This is a genomic window from Dolichospermum sp. UHCC 0260, from assembly GCF_009711985.1.
Taxonomy (GTDB): Bacteria; Cyanobacteriota; Cyanobacteriia; order Cyanobacteriales; family Nostocaceae; genus Dolichospermum; species Dolichospermum lemmermannii.
In genome coordinates, this window is sequence record NZ_VIKZ01000031.1 from 37,768 (window position 1) to 54,119 (window position 16,352).

18 protein-coding genes and 1 riboswitch are annotated in these 16,352 nt (G+C 37.4%); of the genes, 11 read left to right on the plus strand and 7 right to left on the minus strand.

Going from position 1 to position 16,352, the window contains the following annotated elements:
* Nucleotides 1–108: 108 nt before the first annotated feature.
* The 4 genes from secD to FJR08_RS13510 all read left to right on the plus strand — a co-directional run bounded on the left by secD (nt 109) and on the right by FJR08_RS13510 (nt 3,679).
* On the plus strand, nt 109–1,521 hold the full coding sequence (gene secD / locus FJR08_RS13495; protein WP_168633523.1) for a protein translocase subunit SecD: 1,413 nt from the start codon (nt 109–111) through the stop codon (nt 1,519–1,521).
* Nucleotides 1,518–2,486, plus strand: a complete 969-nt coding sequence (gene secF / locus FJR08_RS13500) for a protein translocase subunit SecF (RefSeq protein WP_168633510.1) — start codon at nt 1,518–1,520, stop codon at nt 2,484–2,486. The genes secD and secF overlap by 4 nt, the downstream gene beginning before the upstream one ends.
* Nucleotides 2,487–2,652: 166 nt before the next feature.
* Entirely contained in the window at nt 2,653–3,063 is a 411-nt protein-coding gene (locus FJR08_RS13505) for a hypothetical protein (RefSeq protein WP_168633511.1), read from the plus strand.
* A gap of 148 nt (nt 3,064–3,211) precedes the next feature.
* Nucleotides 3,212–3,679: a GNAT family N-acetyltransferase gene (locus FJR08_RS13510; RefSeq protein WP_015083543.1), complete on the plus strand. Its 468-nt coding sequence runs from the start codon at nt 3,212–3,214 to the stop codon at nt 3,677–3,679.
* Here FJR08_RS13510 and FJR08_RS13515 read toward each other — a convergent pair.
* Together FJR08_RS13515 and FJR08_RS13520 are read right to left on the minus strand one after the other, a co-directional pair.
* The gene (locus FJR08_RS13515) at nt 3,624–4,547 is read right to left on the minus strand and encodes a sensor histidine kinase KdpD (RefSeq protein WP_168633512.1); all 924 of its coding nucleotides are present in this window, start codon (nt 4,545–4,547) and stop codon (nt 3,624–3,626) included. The two genes, FJR08_RS13510 and FJR08_RS13515, sit on opposite strands and share 56 nt — an antisense overlap.
* Complete coding sequence (locus FJR08_RS13520; protein ID WP_015083545.1) at nt 4,537–5,121, minus strand: L-threonylcarbamoyladenylate synthase; 585 nt, start codon at nt 5,119–5,121, stop codon at nt 4,537–4,539. Before FJR08_RS13520 ends, FJR08_RS13515 begins: the two co-directional genes overlap by 11 nt.
* 85 nt (nt 5,122–5,206) lie before the next feature.
* Here FJR08_RS13520 and FJR08_RS13525 point away from each other — a divergent pair, with 85 nt between their 5' ends.
* From FJR08_RS13525 to FJR08_RS13535, 3 genes are all read left to right on the plus strand, one after another.
* Nucleotides 5,207–5,548 carry an RNA-binding protein gene (locus FJR08_RS13525; protein ID WP_168633513.1) on the plus strand — a complete coding sequence of 114 codons (342 nt, stop codon included), beginning with the start codon at nt 5,207–5,209 and terminating at the stop codon, nt 5,546–5,548.
* 213 nt (nt 5,549–5,761) lie between these two features.
* The gene (locus FJR08_RS13530; protein ID WP_015083547.1) at nt 5,762–6,727 is read left to right on the plus strand and encodes an SMEK domain-containing protein; all 966 of its coding nucleotides are present in this window, start codon (nt 5,762–5,764) and stop codon (nt 6,725–6,727) included.
* 139 nt (nt 6,728–6,866) lie between these two features.
* Nucleotides 6,867–7,079: a hypothetical protein gene (locus tag FJR08_RS13535; protein WP_168633514.1), complete on the plus strand. Its 213-nt coding sequence runs from the start codon at nt 6,867–6,869 to the stop codon at nt 7,077–7,079.
* Between the two features lie 96 nt (nt 7,080–7,175).
* Here FJR08_RS13535 and FJR08_RS13540 read toward each other — a convergent pair whose 3' ends face one another.
* Together FJR08_RS13540 and FJR08_RS13545 are read right to left on the minus strand one after the other, a co-directional pair.
* Nucleotides 7,176–7,577 (minus strand): type II toxin-antitoxin system VapC family toxin, encoded by a 402-nt coding sequence (locus FJR08_RS13540; protein ID WP_168633515.1) that lies wholly within the window; start codon nt 7,575–7,577, stop codon nt 7,176–7,178.
* Nucleotides 7,574–7,846, minus strand: a complete 273-nt coding sequence (locus FJR08_RS13545; protein WP_168633516.1) for a DUF2281 domain-containing protein — start codon at nt 7,844–7,846, stop codon at nt 7,574–7,576. The genes FJR08_RS13540 and FJR08_RS13545 overlap by 4 nt, the downstream gene beginning before the upstream one ends.
* A 503-nt stretch (nt 7,847–8,349) precedes the next feature.
* Here FJR08_RS13545 and FJR08_RS13555 point away from each other — a divergent pair.
* Entirely contained in the window at nt 8,350–8,670 is a 321-nt protein-coding gene (locus tag FJR08_RS13555; protein ID WP_015083548.1) for a nucleotidyltransferase domain-containing protein, read from the plus strand.
* Nucleotides 8,667–9,047: a HEPN domain-containing protein gene (locus FJR08_RS13560; protein ID WP_015083549.1), complete on the plus strand. Its 381-nt coding sequence runs from the start codon at nt 8,667–8,669 to the stop codon at nt 9,045–9,047. The genes FJR08_RS13555 and FJR08_RS13560 overlap by 4 nt, the downstream gene beginning before the upstream one ends.
* Before the next feature lie 252 nt (nt 9,048–9,299).
* Here the strand turns inward: FJR08_RS13560 and FJR08_RS13565 are convergent, their stop codons facing one another.
* Nucleotides 9,300–10,256, minus strand: a complete 957-nt coding sequence (locus FJR08_RS13565) for an NAD(P)-dependent oxidoreductase (RefSeq protein WP_168633517.1) — start codon at nt 10,254–10,256, stop codon at nt 9,300–9,302.
* A 236-nt stretch (nt 10,257–10,492) separates the two neighbouring features.
* On the opposite strand from FJR08_RS13565, the gene FJR08_RS13570 reads away from it, so the two are divergent.
* On the plus strand, nt 10,493–11,908 hold the full coding sequence (locus FJR08_RS13570) for a GUN4 domain-containing protein (protein WP_168633518.1): 1,416 nt from the start codon (nt 10,493–10,495) through the stop codon (nt 11,906–11,908).
* Between the two features lie 292 nt (nt 11,909–12,200).
* On the opposite strand, the gene hemE is transcribed toward FJR08_RS13570, so the two are convergent.
* Complete coding sequence (gene hemE, locus FJR08_RS13575; RefSeq protein ID WP_168633519.1) at nt 12,201–13,253, minus strand: uroporphyrinogen decarboxylase; 1,053 nt, start codon at nt 13,251–13,253, stop codon at nt 12,201–12,203.
* Nucleotides 13,254–14,336: 1,083 nt separating this feature from the next.
* Nucleotides 14,337–14,450: riboswitch (cyclic di-AMP (ydaO/yuaA leader) on the plus strand.
* A 157-nt stretch (nt 14,451–14,607) separates the two neighbouring features.
* Here hemE and FJR08_RS13580 point away from each other — a divergent pair.
* Nucleotides 14,608–15,252 carry a universal stress protein gene (locus tag FJR08_RS13580; RefSeq protein WP_015083553.1) on the plus strand — a complete coding sequence of 215 codons (645 nt, stop codon included), beginning with the start codon at nt 14,608–14,610 and terminating at the stop codon, nt 15,250–15,252.
* Between the two features lie 554 nt (nt 15,253–15,806).
* On the opposite strand, the gene corA is transcribed toward FJR08_RS13580, so the two are convergent.
* Nucleotides 15,807–16,352: magnesium/cobalt transporter CorA (gene corA, locus FJR08_RS13585; RefSeq protein WP_168633520.1), on the minus strand; the 546-nt coding region annotated here is incomplete at its 5' end.

Here is a 16,352-nt window from a genome sequence, read left to right on the forward strand (position 1 = left end):
CCAATGACCACTGACCACTGACCACTGACCACTGACTACTGACCAAATTTATCCTCACAACTGACAAAAAGAACGTTATTATAACCTTTGTCAGTTGTGAGTGATGGTATGCAAAAACAGCGATCGCTATTAGCGTTAATTATAGTTTTGGTCATCGCCGCTATTACGGTGATTGTGACAATTCCTGTGCCCTTGGGACTAGACTTACGAGGTGGGTCACAGCTTACAATTCAGGTGAAACCAACGGCGGAAATTCCCCAAATCACCGAAAGAGAATTGGAAGCTGTAAAAAAAGTAGTGGAAGGGCGGATTAATGGTCTTGGTGTTTCTGAGCCATTAATTCAAACTATCGGTACAGATAAGATTTCCGTACAACTACCTGGTGTCAATGATCCAGAACAAGCAGAACGGGTATTAGGCGGTACGGCGCAATTAGAGTTCCGTGTCCAAAAACCGAATACAGAAACTCAACTTTTTGCTCTTCAGGTAACAAAAAATGACCTGAAAACCAAGCGCGAAGACTTGAAAAAGAGTAAAGATCAAGCAGCAATTGATCAAAATAAGCAAGAGTTTGATCAAAGTAATCAAGCAGTTGCGGAATTGTTTGAAAGTACCAATCCACCATTAACTGGTAAATATCTCCAGGATGCCTACGGTCAGCCCACTCAAGGCAATAACTGGGATGTGGCTATCCGTTTTGATCAAAAGGGTGGTGAACTCTTTGCTGGACTCACAAAAGACCTCGCTGGCACTGGTCGTGGTATCGGTATTTTCCTTGATAATGAACTGATCAGTTCACCTAGTGTAGGTGTAGAATTTGCTGCTACTGGGATTACTGGCGGTTCTGCGGTAATTACAGGTCGTTTTCAAGCCCAAGAAGCCAATGATTTAGGCGTACAATTACGCGGTGGTGCATTACCTGTTCCTGTGGAAATTGCGGAAAGAAGAACGGTAGGGGCTACTTTAGGAAAAGATAGTATTCAAAGAAGTATCTACGCTGGTATTGGTGGTCTGATTTTAGTATTAATATTTATGGTGTGGTACTATCGCCTACCGGGAATGATAGCCAATGTTTCACTAATAATTTACTCCATACTGACTTGGGCTACCTTTTGTTTACTGAGTGTCACCCTCACTTTACCAGGAATTGCGGGTTTTATTCTCAGTATCGGTATGGCAGTTGATGCTAACGTTTTGATTTTTGAACGCACCAGGGAAGAACTACAATCAGGTAAATCTTTGTATCGTTCCGTAGAATCCGGTTTTTACCGCGCCTTTTCTAGTATTTTGGATAGTAACGTTACTACCTGGATTGCTTGTGCTGCATTATTTTGGTTAGGTTCAGGACTAGTTAAAGGCTTTGCTCTGACCTTAGCTTTAGGCGTAGGGGTGAGTATGTTTACCGCAATTACTTGTAGTCGCACATTGATGTTTTTAGTTATTTCCATTCCCTCTTTGCGGAATCCAAACCTTTATGCTCCTAATGTGCCAGTAACAAATAAGACAGGAGTGGCACGATGAGATTAGATATTAACAAAGCCCGGGTTACTTGGTGGACTATTTCCGCTGTTATTATTCTGGTCGGTATCATTTCCATGGTGATATCTTCCTTAAATCCCAGCATTAAAGCGCCTCTGCGTCCCAGTTTGGACTTTATTGGGGGAACAAGGTTGCAATTTGTCCGGGACTGTGGCCAACCTGGTAACTGTGACCAGCCAATAGATATTAATCTGGTGCGAGAAGTGGCTAAATCCCAGGGACTTGGAGATAGTAGTATTCAGTTAATCTCGGAAAATGGCCAAGAAAATGGCATTACTATTCGCACAAAAAACCTGGAAACAGAACAGCGGACAAAGTTGCAAACTGCCTTAACTGAAAAAATCGGCGTTTTCGACCCGCAAAAAAACCAAATTGATTCCGTTGGTGCGACTTTAGGAAAGGAATTATTTACTTCGGGAATTTTAGCTTTGATAGTTTCCTTTGTGGGGATTACTATCTACATGGCTTTTCGGTTTCAATGGGACTATGCCTTGTTAGCTATTGTGGCGTTGTTTCACGATATTTTGATTACAACTGGAGTTTTCTCAATTTTAGGCTTAGTTTTCGGTGTTGAGGTAGATAGTCTTTTCATTGTTGCTTTGTTAACTATCACAGGGTTTTCAGTCAATGATACTGTGGTAATTTATGACCGCATTCGGGAAACTATTAAACTTCATCCTGAACAACCAATTGCTGAGGTTGTTGATGATGCTGTTAACCAAACTTTATCTCGGTCAATCAACACGACTTTAACCACCTTACTGACATTAACTGCTATTTTCCTATTTGGTGGAGAAACGCTCCATTATTTCTCTCTAGCTTTAATTGTCGGCTTTATAATGGGGGCTTATTCTAGTATTTTCATTGCGAGTACACTCCTGATTTGGTGGCGAGAACGCAGTCAAAATTACCAAGTTGAACCCCCTGTGACTTCTCCAGAAAGTTAAATTCAGTCATGGAAAATACCTCGTTCCTAGCCTCTGGCTGGGAATGCCTAATTTGAGGCTGGAGCCTCCTTGTCACTAGCGGCAGAGCGGCAATAATAAACATTCCCAGTCGGAGACTGGGAACGAGATTTTAGAGTTTTTTGTAGGCGCAAGCTATACTCTTCCTATGGATAAACCCGAAGAACCACAAATTGAGGTAGAAGAATTGGGAGTAGATTCTGCTTTTACTCAACAAATCCAAAAGCTACATCAGCTTACAGTATACGGCAGATGGTTATTTGCCGGCTGTTTGTGGCTAATAATAGCCCCTGTTTGCCTGTGGGATTTACGGGTGGAAATTTCCTTGTTACAACAATATTTTACTTGGGTAGGATTACGGTATGCACTAATTTTTCATCCTCTATCTGCCCTGGGTTTAAGTTTGTGCATAAGTGTGACAACTTCTGTTTTAGTTTGGCAAAGTCGCAACATTCTGTGGGGATTACCATTGGCAGAACAGGAAAAATTAAAAAAGCAAGTTTATCGTATTCGTCAACAAGGATCTTCTCACCCTCTATGGAAGTGGGTTTGTCAATGAACAGGGAAGATTGATTAAAAAAGAGTTTTTTAATTTTTAATTCTTAATTTTTAATTGAACTGTTGCATATACATATACAGGTTTAGTAATTTCTAGGAAAATATGCCATAACAGAAACAAATATCTTAGGATAAATGGGTGTTTATAGATGAAATATTCTCAGATTCAATTTAGCCACAGTCATGCGGATATTGATCTTTACCAACTCCAAGAACTGTTTAATCTGTCCGCTTTTTGGGCAAAAGGACGAAGTATTAAGGATTGGGGTATAGCTATTGCTAATAGTGAACCTGTGATTTCTGTCTGGGAGAAGGAATTATTAATTGGCTTTGCAAGAGCGACTTCTGATGGTATCTATCGCGCTACAATTTGGGATGTTGTGATTCATCCAGAATATCAAGGTAATGGACTAGGTAGCAAGTTGGTAGAAACTGTTTTAAGTCATCCGCGAATGCAAAAAGTAGAGCGTGTGTATTTGATGACAACTCACCAGCAGGAATTTTATGAGAAGATTGGTTTTCAAGCAAATAACACAACAACAATGGTGCTATACAATCAATCTAATTTTGATTTTGTTCCTGGAGAGATTCAACTTCAGGAGTCGTTAGAGGCATAGATATTTGCCATCTTGTTAACTGTGATTTTTCTTCCTGATTGGTGGGGAAAGGCAAAATTTCTAACTTTCCTCCCATCAATTCTACTAAACTTTGATGAAGTGAAAGTTTCATTCCTGGTGACAGAACTATATTTTTCTGAGTTGTCTGATTTTCAGCTATCATCAAATCTATAGATTCACTTGTAACTACAGTTTCAGTGGGTACATCTAAGCAGATATTTACATAATTATCTGTAGGTTGTAGATGACTAGAAAGATAAATATTCCCTGCTTCCATTTGAGCAATTGTTGTATCTATCAAGTTTATTAATACTTGTTTGAGCCAACGGGAATCTGCTAAAATGTAAATTTTTGGATCTGGTGGTGATAAAGTAAAAGGATAATTACGATTGACTGCTAATAGATAAGTTAAGTTATAAATTTCTTGTAAAAATTCAGATAATTGCAAAGTTTCAATATCTAATTTATTTCTACCAGATTCAATTTTAGAAACATTCAGAATTTCATCAATTAGTTTTAATAACTTGAGAGATTTTTCGTGAGCTTGTCCGACAAATTCCCGTTCTTCTTGGGGATTGTCACATAAATCTGTCAAAATCAATTGATGTAATCCGATTATACTCCCTAATGGCGATCGCAATTCATGGCTAATTCGGGCTAAAAAACCTGCTTGAAACTGACTCATTTCTTTGGACTGATAATAGGCTAATTGAGTTTGTTTCAATTCTTGTAAAAGTTGGTTTTCTTGCTGTTGTGGAGCATTTTGAATGGGAATGGATGCAGATTTTGTAGGCTGAAGGAATAATCTACAAATACCTATTCCTAATCCTATTCCTGCTCCTAAATATAGCCAGTTACTAAAATTCATAATTATCTAATTTAATACTACCTTGTCGTAAAATCTGCCAATTGTTCCCTGTCCATTTAGCAACGGTGGAAGGTATTCCCAAACCTTGGTATTCTGTTGATTCTAATGTTAAAACCTCTGGAAATTGAGCTTCTATGGCTGCTTTGGTTTCTAAAGCTGGTTGTCCTGATAAATTAGCGCTAGTTGTCGCCATTGGCCCAGTTTGCGCCAAAATAGTTTGAGCAACTGGATGATTTGGGACTCTAATCCCAATGGTAGTTGGTTCAACAGGGTTCATGACGGTGGGAATTTTGTCACTAGCTGGTAAAACTAAAGTTAATGCACCTGGCCAATGTTGATTAACAATTTTTTGCCAGATTTGATATTCTCTTTGGCTACCTTGAACATAATCCCATAAATCTTCAGCTTTGGCAGCCATTAAAATTAAAGGTTTATCGAAACTGCGTTGTTTCGCTGCATAAATTAATTCTGCTTGTACTGGTATGGTGGCTAATGCGGGGACGGTATCTGTGGGGAAACTAATGAGTTTTCCAGCTTTTGCAGATTCTATCAGGACTGATAATGAAAGGTTCATAAAGATGGTTTTTCTGCTGGTGTTTTGAGTTGGGGATGATTTTTTTGATATTATTATTATCATAGTAGAAATGGAGTTTAAAAACATGACTCAACTAACACCAAAACAACCAGCGAGAAGAGGAAGAATTTTCCCGGAACTGACTTTATCACCGGAAGAATTAGCTAGACGTAAGGCTGAAAATGAGGCAGAGTATCAACGTTATCGAACAATTTTTGAGCGTGTACGTCCTAAATTGATCAAAATCCCAGACTTTTTAGATGAAGGAGGCATGAGTCCAGAAATGTATCCAGAAATTGGTACAACCATAGGCGCGGTTGTAGTTGGATATAACGAGAGTAATTTTCGAGAAGTATATTTAAGTGCAAAACCTAGTGTACTGCATAAAGCTCTTGTACCTTTGAAGATTCCTGCTTTAGCTAGTTAAAGCTAATTGACTTTGCACCTCAGTTTACAAGGGATATGTTGCATGGAAGCAAGAATCCGTAGTAATATAAGTTGTTAGTTAGGGAATTTGTCTGAATCAGGATGTCCAGGATTTAAGGATTTACAGGATGAAGATAGAATTTTATCACTAACTACGTATCAATATGTGTACAAGTCTTGAATTAATAATTAGCAACTTGGGTTAGTATCAACTATGCTGAAAAAGGAAACTTTTCTAAAAAATATTACGCGTGGACTTATTCAATTAAAAGATTCAACAGAATATTACGCAGTGTTAAACCTCTACGATCAGCATATTATTGCTGAATATTTTGTTGTCAAGCTACTAAATATAATATATGGTTATAACTTAATTAATTTAAATTCTCAGGATAAATCATGCGCTGCAATTGATTTGGGTGACTACGAGAGAAAACTTTGTTTTCAAGTTACATCTACTTCTCTTAAAAACCATCGAAAGAAAATACAAGACACAATAAATAAATTTATTGGAAATAAAAAATATCAAGATTTTGATCATCTGAAATTTTTATTTTTGGGAGACAAGCAGGAAACATATCGAAGGGGATTTAATACCCAAAATTTATTTACATTTGATCCAAAGAAGGATGTTATAAATTTAAAGGATTTAATACGTGAATTAAAATCCCTTTCCGATGAAAAACTAGAAAAATTGAACCATTTAATTGAAAGTGAAATATTTTATCAAAATTTAAATTTATCAGCAGAAATGTATATCCTACAACAAGGAGATATTGAAGCATTAAAAATATATAGAGACGCATTTGATAGACCAGCACTCCAAGATTCATTTCACACAGAATCAAGCTATCAGGACTTTGAGGCTGCTTTAACAGATTTGATATCTCTCTTGAAAACAGGAGTTATAAACGGAAAATTGCTGGCAAAACCCATTCGTAAATTTGATGACAAAAATTTAGAACACGATCTTAACAATCTCTATAATAAAGTAAGAAAATTAAGAGGATTATACAACGATTATAAAAAAATGGGTGAAATTATTCCAGAACACAACATTACTAGATTTAAATTACCAAATACTTCTGACCTTTTCAATAAGTTCAAGCAAGACGTAATTGATACTATAAATTCAATCTTAGAACAACATAATATCCGCTCCATAGATGGGGTTTCCTGAGTGCATTTAACCCTATTGTAATTATTAGTGCAGTTATCTTGTTTGCATGGGAGCGATACCTTCAGCGAGTCAAGGGATTCCCATGAGATAAACTAGAGGAGAGCGATTCCTACTTATTATCCTTCAGAGGCTTGAATATATGACAAATCGTGAGCAATTAATCCAAGAACTCGAAAAAACTCCTGATGATATTGTGCAACTTTTACTAGATTATTTACATCGTGTGAAAGCTACACGCGAAGATCATCCCCTAGCCAAATTTACAGGGATTTTAAGCGACGCAGAAGCAACAGAGATAAAACAATCAATTGCAGAATGTCGGCAGGTGGATAAAAATGAGTGGTATAATTAGTTTTGAAACAGCTAACGAAAACTTCTCCTTTTAATCCCTCTTTTCATCCTGTTAATCATTTAATCCTGAACATCCTGATTCAGACAATAATTAACGTTAAACTTCCCAATCTTCAAACCGTAAACCATTTACCCGGCTAAACTCTCGGACATTATGCGTTACTAATATCAAATTATTTACCATAGCAATAGCCGCAATTTGTAAATCATTAGCACCAATAATAATTCCTCTCGCTGATAATTCTGCACGAATTCTTCCATAAATGAAAGAAGCATCATCATCAAACGGCAATGAAACAAATAACTTGAGAAACTCTTGCTGTCTATCCAGGGTTTTCTCAAAATTATTGCTTTTCATCGCCCCATAAAATAACTCACCTTTAACTACAGAACAAACCGCAATATCCGCAATATTTGTTGATCGTAACCGCTGCCGAATTGCCAAGGACTTACCATTAAGATAACGAGCGCAAACATTAGTATCTAGCAAATAAATCATGCAGCTTCTTCTCTTTGGGCAAAATTATCCTCATTATCAATAATAATAGGATCATCTTGACAACTACCATAAGTTTGTTCAAAAAAACCAGGAGGCCAGCCTAATTCCTCTGGTGATTTTTGCTGAGATTTACCTTTTGTGTATACATCATGTTTTTGTGACTTGAACTGTAAAAATTCAATAAAATTTAAAACCTCCTCCTGTTGTTGAGGGGTTAGATTTTGGACTATTTCTAAAATAGATTTTTGCCTTTCTACTGCTTGAGTCATAATTAACAATCCTCCTCTTCTAACCTTCAACACCGTCCGCTATAGTTTGCTCCCATAACTGTCTCTCAGACACTTCTTCTTGCCACAGTGTTTCATTCTGCCTTAAAATAGTAAAAGCTTCATTGGCTCGTGTCAGAAACAAAGACCTGCGATAATTTTCAATAGCTCTAAGTAGGCCGGCGTTAAAGAATCAATCTATGTAACGAAATATAAATTAACGAATACCTTATAAATAGGGTGTTTCACGGTTTTTACAAAACTAAACATATATCGATTTTATTGGGCCGACTTACTTATCTAAAACCGATTGAATTGTCTCACCAGAGTCCTCCACCATCGTTAGCAGAGTTTTGTGTGTAGTTTCACTGATACTAACTTTTAGCTCAGGCATAACTTGTTCTCATAGCTCACTGACATTATTATAGCATTTCCGAGGGCGATCGCATAAGATAAACTAGAAGAGTGCGTTAGCGTAGCTTACCGAAGGTATCGCCCTTATAACCATGAATATTAACCTCAAACCTATTCTCACTCGCCTGAAACAAGAACTCACTGACCTGTATGGCGATCGCTTACAACACCTCACCCTCTTTGGTTCTCAAGCCCGTGGTGATGCAGAACCTGGATCAGATATAGATGTGTTGGTAGTGCTGAAGCCTCCAGTTAACCCCGGAGAAGAAATCAAACGCACGGGGAAAGCGATCGCTGATCTTTCCCTAGATTATGATGTTGTCATTAGCTGTCTTTTCATGGATGAAACCCACTATCAAACCCGCAACGGCTCTTTGCTTCGTAATATCCGTAAAGAAGGCGTTCTTCTATGACCGACGAACAACGGGAACTCCTCCTCAAAGCCCAACAGAGTTTAGAAGCTGCAAAACTCCTACTTACCAACAACTACCCAGACTACGCCACCTCCCGCGCCTACTACGCTATGTTCTACATTGCAGAAGCATTTTTAGAGGGTAAGGGACTTTCATTTTCCAAACATTCAGCCGTTATTGCTGCTTTTGGGCGAGAATTTGCCAAACCTCAAGTAGTCCCAACTAATTTTCATCGTTTCCTAATTGAAGCACAGGAACTGCGAACAACTGGCGACTACGGACAATTGAACGCCGTCACAACAGACCAAGCCGCAGAACAAATTGACCGCGCGGAGGAATTTTTGTCCCTAGCAATTCAGTTCATTGGTGCAATATAAGATGTGCCTAATGAATTAGTATATCTCTCTGTGAAAGCTGTATTAGGCAGAGTATGACCATCTTGGCTGCACTTTATATAGATGAGGATGTGTCCGCATTAGTCGCCACCATGAATGCGTTTTCGTGTAATATTTATTTTAAGTATTGCTGAATTGAGATATGAAAATCAAAAATTCCCTTTTTGAAACTCTTAATCTTTGCGCCTTTGCGCCTTTGCGTGAGACTAATTCATACTTTCATTCACCAACGTCTTATTTTCCAGCTTTCACGCCGCTAATTTTCAAAACATCACTCATGGTTGCACAGTAATTTGGTAAATTGAAACTGCTAGGATTAATGGCATTAGCATAGCTAAAATGACGATAATTCATACAGAATCGATCCCAAGCCGCCATTTGAATGCGGAATAAAACAATAATCACATTGGCTAAACCTAAAGATAGAGGAATGCGGAAATAAATCTTTTTACTTAAATAAGCACACACTTCTTCAATGGCTTGATTAGCAGTTAATGCTGATTGTCCTAAAACAAATCGGCGTGGATCTCCCTGTTGTGGGGGATAATCAATTAAATATTGGATAACTGTGGCAATATCTTTACCATGAATAAAGTGAAAACTACTATCTGCTTGTAAAAAACGAATGAGATTAATATAGTTAGTAACTTCAGGAATACCAGAGGTGAGATGAGAATAAGGTTTTTTATCATCACCACCTAATACTAAGGTAGGAAAAACTGTGGTAATTTTGGGAAAAATTGCTAATTTTTCAATTTGATGTAAACAATCATATTTAGAACGGATATAATCTGTCCCAATTTCCCCGGCTTCTTTAAGTGGTTTATTATCGTTGTTCAAAACACTCGCAGTGGAAAAATAAATTACCTGTTCACATTTTTGAGGATTTAACAAACTCATTAATTCTAGAGTTTTGAAGACATTGATATCAAAAATGCCCTCACCACCCCAAGAAGTGGCTGTTAATACGGCAATATCAATAGTTTTAAGTAAATCAGAGAATTTACCAATCTCTTGCATATCACCTTGGAGAATAGTAATGCCGGGACGGGCTGTAGTATCTACTTGGAGTTTATTTGGGTTTCTAACTAGTAGATACAATTCGTGATTGGTGTTTTGAATTAAGGCTTCGCTGATATAGTGACCGATACAGCCACTTGCACCTGTAACTAAAATGCGTTTTTTGGTCATGAAATTGGATGTTGGGGTTTTTGGGGATGGTTGAGGTCAGTGCGTAATTGTAGCATGATTTGAGAAGATAGATCCCCGATTGCTTAAAGAAATCGGGGATCTGGGTGTTAGTTAAGTTATATTATATATTTTTTTAAATGAACCCTTCCAGACGCAGAGAAATGAGGTTTTGAGAGATTTTGCCTAAATCTTGATTAATTAGGGTAAAATTACAGTAAAGCCTTGGTGGTGAGTCTATGCGTCAATGTCTTAATCCTGACTGTCTTTTTCCTAACCCTGATAATTTTCAATATTGTGAAAAGTGCGGTAATAAGTTACTTTTGCGTGAAAGGTATATACCTAAATCAATTTTAGGTCAGGGTGGTTTTGGTAGAACATTTTTAGCTATTGATGAGGATAAACCATCAAAACCTTATTGTGTAATTAAACAATTTTTACCCCAAGCACAGGGAACAGATAGTATTGAAAAAGCATCCCAGTTATTTGCACAGGAAGCACAACGTTTAGAGGAGTTAGGTAAGCATCCGCAAATACCTGAGTTAATGGCTTATTTTACATCCGATAATCGTCAATATTTAGTACAGGAATTTGTGAAAGGGGAAACTCTACAAACTGAGTTAGATAAAAATGGCGTTTTTTCTGAAAAGCAACTTGGGTTATTATTAAGAGAACTGTTGCAGATATTGGAGTTTGTTCATAGTCAACAGGTAATTCACCGAGATATTAAACCAGAAAATATTATTCGCAGTAGTGACAATAAGTTATTTTTAGTAGATTTTGGGGCGGCGAAAATAGTCAAACCACAGCAACGCACGGCGACAGGGACAATTATTGGATCTGCTGAATATTGCGCTCCTGAACAGTCAATGGGTAAACCATTATTTATTAGTGATTTATATAGTTTAGGGGTAACTTGTTTGCATTTATTAACAGGAATGAGTCCGTTTGATTTATATAGTCCAATGGAAGGGGAATGGGTATGGAGAGATTATTTAAATGGGAATCTGGTAAGTGATGAATTAGGAAAGATTTTGGAAAAATTAGCAAATCCTATTGCTAAACATCGTTATCAATCTGTGAAAGAAGTTATTCAGGAGTTAAATATTTTAAATCAAAATGTGAGGAGATCGCCATCTAAAGTTTTACCTGTACCACCTCCACCATATCTACAACTTGTAACAATTCCTCAACCATCTGTTACTGTAACCAGTCAGTATCAAAAACTAGAACAATTATTAGCAGCAGGTAAATGGAAAGAAGCTGATGAGGAAACAGCGCGGGTAATGTTAGCAGTAGCAAACCGGGAAAAAGAAGGTTTTTTAGATGCTCCAAGTATTGATAATTTTCCCTGTGATGACCTGTACAATATTGATAGATTATGGCTTAAATATAGTAATGGTAAATTTGGATTTTCTGTACAGAAACGAATTTATCAAAGTTTGGGAGGAACTAGGAATTATGATCGGAACATTTGGAAAACTTTTGGAAAGATGGTAGGATGGCAAGGAGGGTTATTTGAAGCCTGGAAGTATTACAGTGATATCAATTTTGATATAAAAGCACCAGAAGGACACTTACCTTGTACCAGGGTCATGAAATGCTCTTACCCTGATGAAAGGTTCTTCTCTCGCGTTGAGACTTGTGGACTGTAAAATCTAAAGATTACAGAAAAATATTAAGTCAGAATCAGGATGTCCCGGATGTTACTGTTAACTTACCTTTGGGGGTTAAAGTCCCCTGCTTCTACAAGCAGCGGGTTTTGCGTCGGGGTAAAATCCCCGTTGCAAAACGTAATTCTAAATTCTAAATTCTAAATTCTGCATTCTTTTAACCTATTCAAAAATAACAGAAATTTCTCTCTGTGTCCTCTGTGCCTGGAGTGGTTCGTTATTTCCTCATTTGCGTTTAATAAAAATCAGGTGGGCAAAAAACCCACCCAAAAAACTACACCAAAGCGTTGAGGTTTTTCGCGGTTTCAAAGAAAAAAGCCACGTTTTCCTCTGGTGTTTCTGGTAATACACCATGACCGAGATTGAGGATATGTCCCCAGTTGCCGGCTTTGCGAACAGTGTCAATAACCCGCTCGCGGATAAACTCCTTAGAACCAAATAACACACCTGGATCAAGATTACCCTGTACCTTCATCTGCTTCCCTAATCTGGCTCTAGCATCCGCCATATCTACTGTCCAATCTACAGTAATAATATCAGCACCGGAGGTTGCCATTCTTTCCAAAAGTCCGGCGCTACCTGTCACCAACAAAATTAATGGTGTGTCAGGATGAGTTTGTTTCACCTTCTCAAACACCATTTTTTGATAAGGTAGCGCAAAGGTATCATAATCTTGAGGGCTTAATTGTCCTGCCCAAGAATCGAACATTTGTACTACTTGAGCGCCACAATCAATTTGATAGCGGACATAATCAGCAATAGAATCTGCTAATTTTGTGAGTAGCTGATGGAGAATTGTCGGATCTGAGAAGGCCATGTTTTTGATGATGGAATAGGTTTTAGAACCCTTACCTTCCACCGCATAAGCTGCTAAAGTCCAAGGTGCGCCAACAAAGCCTAACACCGTTGATTGATTGCCTACTTCCTGCCGTAATGCTTGCAAAATCGTTCTGATAAACGGCAGTGCTGCTTCTGGTTCTAGAGGACGCAGTTGTTCAATTTGTTCTTGGGTGCGTATGGGCGAATAAATAATCGGTCCCTTCCCTTCCGCAATATCCATGTCAATCCCCATTCCTGGTAAGGGGGTGACAATATCGGAAAACAAAATTACTCCGTCGGGTTGGAAAGCTCTCCAGGGTTGGAGGGAAACTTCGATTGCTACTTCGGGAATTTCCGAGCGATCGCGGAATGAAGGATATTTGTCCCGCAAATCCCGGTATGCTTGCATATAGCGTCCCGCTTGTCGCATCATCCATACAGGGGGACGATCTACTTGTTCACCACGAGCGGCCCTAAGGAGGAGAGGAGCCGTTAAGGAAACACCCATTTAACACTTCGTCCTAAGTCACTTTTATATTTCACCATATAGCTTACCATCCTCCGATTCCCCTTGATCTGCCTATCTATACAGGTCTTAAGGTTGCTTGACTTAACTTAACAAAACGTTACGATGTTCTTTTCATATCTGGAATCTGGAATTGTAGATTTGAAAATTTTTACAACTAGGGAACTGGATTATAAAATTAAGACAGATTAATAATTGCTATCTCAAGCATTATTCTAACACACAAGCGTTGGTTATTATCTTATTGGTTGGGTATCTTAGCTGCTCTTTTATTCAATTCATAAATGAGATAAACATAAAATGCACAATTTTTTAAATTTCAAAAAAGAAAAATTACTGCGTCAATAACTCCCCCACCGTTCTGATGTTATTGATGATTATTGATTTCAAACAAAGATGTAAAATTATTCTTAGCGTCTTTACGCGAAATTAAATCAGCATATATCAAGTTATTAGTAAACGAAGTGCTAAAAAATGCTAATGACTCTGCAAAAATTAGCATTGTTAACAAACACTAGTAGTTTGTCAAGATAAAAATGATGGACTGTAAGTAGGCCGGCGTTAAAGAATCAATCTATGTAACGAAATATAAATTAACGAATACCTTATAAATAGGGTGTTTCACGGTTTTTACAAAACTAAACATATATCGATTTTATTGGGCCGACTTACTTAGTGTGAGCGTCTCGCTCACGCGGGCTTTTCGGTCCGCACTACCAAAAACCCGTCAAAATAAATTTGACAGACTACTAGCTAATGATAAGCTTAACAGTAACAACCAATAAGTATGATGAACACAGTAGCAGAGGGATAAAACCAGAAGTTAATTTTTCCTAAACTTTGGTAAATAGCCATTAAACATAGTTTAACCATGAATTATGGCTAAATTCTGACTTCTAAATTTTTGCTAAGTTGAAGTAGTTTAAATCATTAAATATTAGAGAAAATAGGGGAAATCAGTAATTAAGCTGCTCACTACAAGCATATCCTCAATATTCTTAAACTTGACTTTATCTAAACCTAGTGTAATAGTATTACTATATTTTTAGTGGGTAGCCTAATCCAAATTCATGAAAGCTGAATTTGAAGCGGAGGAACCAAGTATTTGGGGCTAATCTTATGAGAGACACCTTCCAGTCTTAGCCCGTCAGCTAACTCCGTCGGCAATGGAAGGAACCTCCAAAACTTTGGCTGTAACAGCAGTTATGATTGGGGCTTCCTTAATCAATTGCGGATTTTGGATTTAAGATAAATCTAATATCTAAAATTGTTATCCCTGCTTCTCGTTGGTTAATCGTTTCAAGGGAGAGAAGTTAAAACTGTGAAAATCAAAACAATGTTGGCACGTTTGCAAAGTGCGATAGGTCGTGATGACTTAATTGAACAAATGGTGCTATTACCAGAGACTCAAAAATCATTTGCTAAAAGAGGTTCGCAGACAAAATCAGCTAACTTAATTGTCGGCTATAATGGTTCACCTCAAAGTCATACAGCCCTAGATATTGCCTGTTGGATTGCCTACCAAACGAGTTTAGCAACTAACTCGCAAGTTACAGTTCAAGCTGTTTATGTAGTAGAAGAAAACTGCAATTATCAGTATGTTGATATATTCAATGTTGCTGATAATAAAGCTCAATTAGAATGCCAATTAAGTAATATATCAAAGCCAGTCACGTTGCGATTAAATCAACCCAAAAGAACAGCAATTTTACCGCAGTTAGAAAGAGAATCGAGAACTTATCTCCAGGAAGCAGATAGAATTCTTTGGCAAGCAAAAACTTTAGCCGAAGAATGGCAGGGTTCATTTAAATCTCATTTACGGTTTGGTAACATTGTTAAAGAACTTAATCAGGTTGTAGAATTAGAAACTGCTGATATTCTATTTTTAGGCTGCAAATCTATCAATCATCCGCTGATTGAAACACTAGGTCATAATTTTCCTTGTGCAGTTTTAGGTATTCCTAATTGTATTGATGAATAATCTCGGTTTTCAATTACAGTAATTTGAAATTCCATTCTTACAGAGGAAACAAAGAACTGGCAAGAGGGTGGGGTCTAAATCTTCACCCAAAACTTGCTACTTACAGCACTTTCCGGCGCACAAATATTTGTACTGAGTTTTTTCATAATTAAAAATACTTAAAAAGCCTGTATCGTCTCCTTTTTAATTATTAATTTTTAATTCTGCCCTGCGGTACTAGCCAATTTTTAAGCGACAATAGGAACATAAGAAAATGGAGTTAATAAATAATACCTTCACCAAATTGGAAAAAGCCTTGATTCGTAACAAAAATGCCAAAGGTATTGAGGAAAATACTCCTTGTGTTAAATAATAACTAGTTAAGCACTAGTAGGTAGAGGTGGAATATGACAACCCAAAATTTGCTGATCCCTCATGCTTATACGTATCTGCTTGTGAAAATTGGTGTTTTAGTTCTAGCATTGTTGCTGTGGTTTATATTTACAGCAGCCCCTGTTATTTAATTGCATTCACCACTTAGAGATGTTTAATCAAACGTCTCTATTTTATCGAATTTAGCGATGAATATCTTTTTGAAAATTAACAGAATTAGTCAACCAACCCCGTCGCCAAAAAAAGTATAGTAAACTGATTGCCACTAACGCCATTACTCCTAAACATAGCGGGTAGCCCCAATACCAATTTAATTCCGGCATATTGTGGGGTGATTTTTCGGTATTGAAATTCATCCCATATACCCCAGCAATAAAAGTCAAAGGAATAAAAATAGAAGAAACCACCGTCAGCAGTTTCATGATTTCATTCATTTTATTGCTAATTGCTGATAAATAAACATCCATTAAACCAGCCACTAATTCTCGATAAGTTTCCACTATATCCATCACTTGGACTGCATGATCATAACAGTCTCTTAGATAAATTCTCACATCATCACTAATTAATTCACTACCATCTCTAATTAAAGAATTAATTGCATCTCTTTGTGGCCAAATTGCACGACGTAGTTGTAATAATTCCCGCCGAATTTGATATATTTTTTGCAATGTTTGTTGACTAGGATTAACGATTACTTCCTCCTCTAAATCATCAATTCTTTCCCC

What these genes read in the sequence shown, in the direction of transcription:
- FJR08_RS13505 (WP_168633511.1), top strand. Translation starts at nt 2,653, where the DNA reads ATGGATAAACCCGAAGAACCACAAATTGAGGTAGAAGAATTGGGAGTA.
- FJR08_RS13540 (WP_168633515.1), bottom strand. Translation starts at nt 7,577, where the DNA reads ATGATTTATTTGCTAGATACTAATGTTTGCGCTCGTTATCTTAATGGT.
- FJR08_RS13530 (WP_015083547.1), top strand. Translation starts at nt 5,762, where the DNA reads ATGCTGAAAAAGGAAACTTTTCTAAAAAATATTACGCGTGGACTTATT.
- FJR08_RS13510 (WP_015083543.1), top strand. Translation starts at nt 3,212, where the DNA reads ATGAAATATTCTCAGATTCAATTTAGCCACAGTCATGCGGATATTGAT.
- FJR08_RS13555 (WP_015083548.1), top strand. Translation starts at nt 8,350, where the DNA reads ATGAATATTAACCTCAAACCTATTCTCACTCGCCTGAAACAAGAACTC.
- FJR08_RS13580 (WP_015083553.1), top strand. Translation starts at nt 14,608, where the DNA reads ATGTTGGCACGTTTGCAAAGTGCGATAGGTCGTGATGACTTAATTGAA.
- FJR08_RS13545 (WP_168633516.1), bottom strand. Translation starts at nt 7,846, where the DNA reads ATGACTCAAGCAGTAGAAAGGCAAAAATCTATTTTAGAAATAGTCCAA.
- FJR08_RS13565 (WP_168633517.1), bottom strand. Translation starts at nt 10,256, where the DNA reads ATGACCAAAAAACGCATTTTAGTTACAGGTGCAAGTGGCTGTATCGGT.
- FJR08_RS13525 (WP_168633513.1), top strand. Translation starts at nt 5,207, where the DNA reads ATGACTCAACTAACACCAAAACAACCAGCGAGAAGAGGAAGAATTTTC.
- FJR08_RS13570 (WP_168633518.1), top strand. Translation starts at nt 10,493, where the DNA reads ATGCGTCAATGTCTTAATCCTGACTGTCTTTTTCCTAACCCTGATAAT.
- FJR08_RS13560 (WP_015083549.1), top strand. Translation starts at nt 8,667, where the DNA reads ATGACCGACGAACAACGGGAACTCCTCCTCAAAGCCCAACAGAGTTTA.
- secD (WP_168633523.1), top strand. Translation starts at nt 109, where the DNA reads ATGCAAAAACAGCGATCGCTATTAGCGTTAATTATAGTTTTGGTCATC.
- FJR08_RS13535 (WP_168633514.1), top strand. Translation starts at nt 6,867, where the DNA reads ATGACAAATCGTGAGCAATTAATCCAAGAACTCGAAAAAACTCCTGAT.
- FJR08_RS13515 (WP_168633512.1), bottom strand. Translation starts at nt 4,547, where the DNA reads ATGAATTTTAGTAACTGGCTATATTTAGGAGCAGGAATAGGATTAGGA.
- FJR08_RS13520 (WP_015083545.1), bottom strand. Translation starts at nt 5,121, where the DNA reads ATGAACCTTTCATTATCAGTCCTGATAGAATCTGCAAAAGCTGGAAAA.
- secF (WP_168633510.1), top strand. Translation starts at nt 1,518, where the DNA reads ATGAGATTAGATATTAACAAAGCCCGGGTTACTTGGTGGACTATTTCC.
- hemE (WP_168633519.1), bottom strand. Translation starts at nt 13,253, where the DNA reads ATGGGTGTTTCCTTAACGGCTCCTCTCCTCCTTAGGGCCGCTCGTGGT.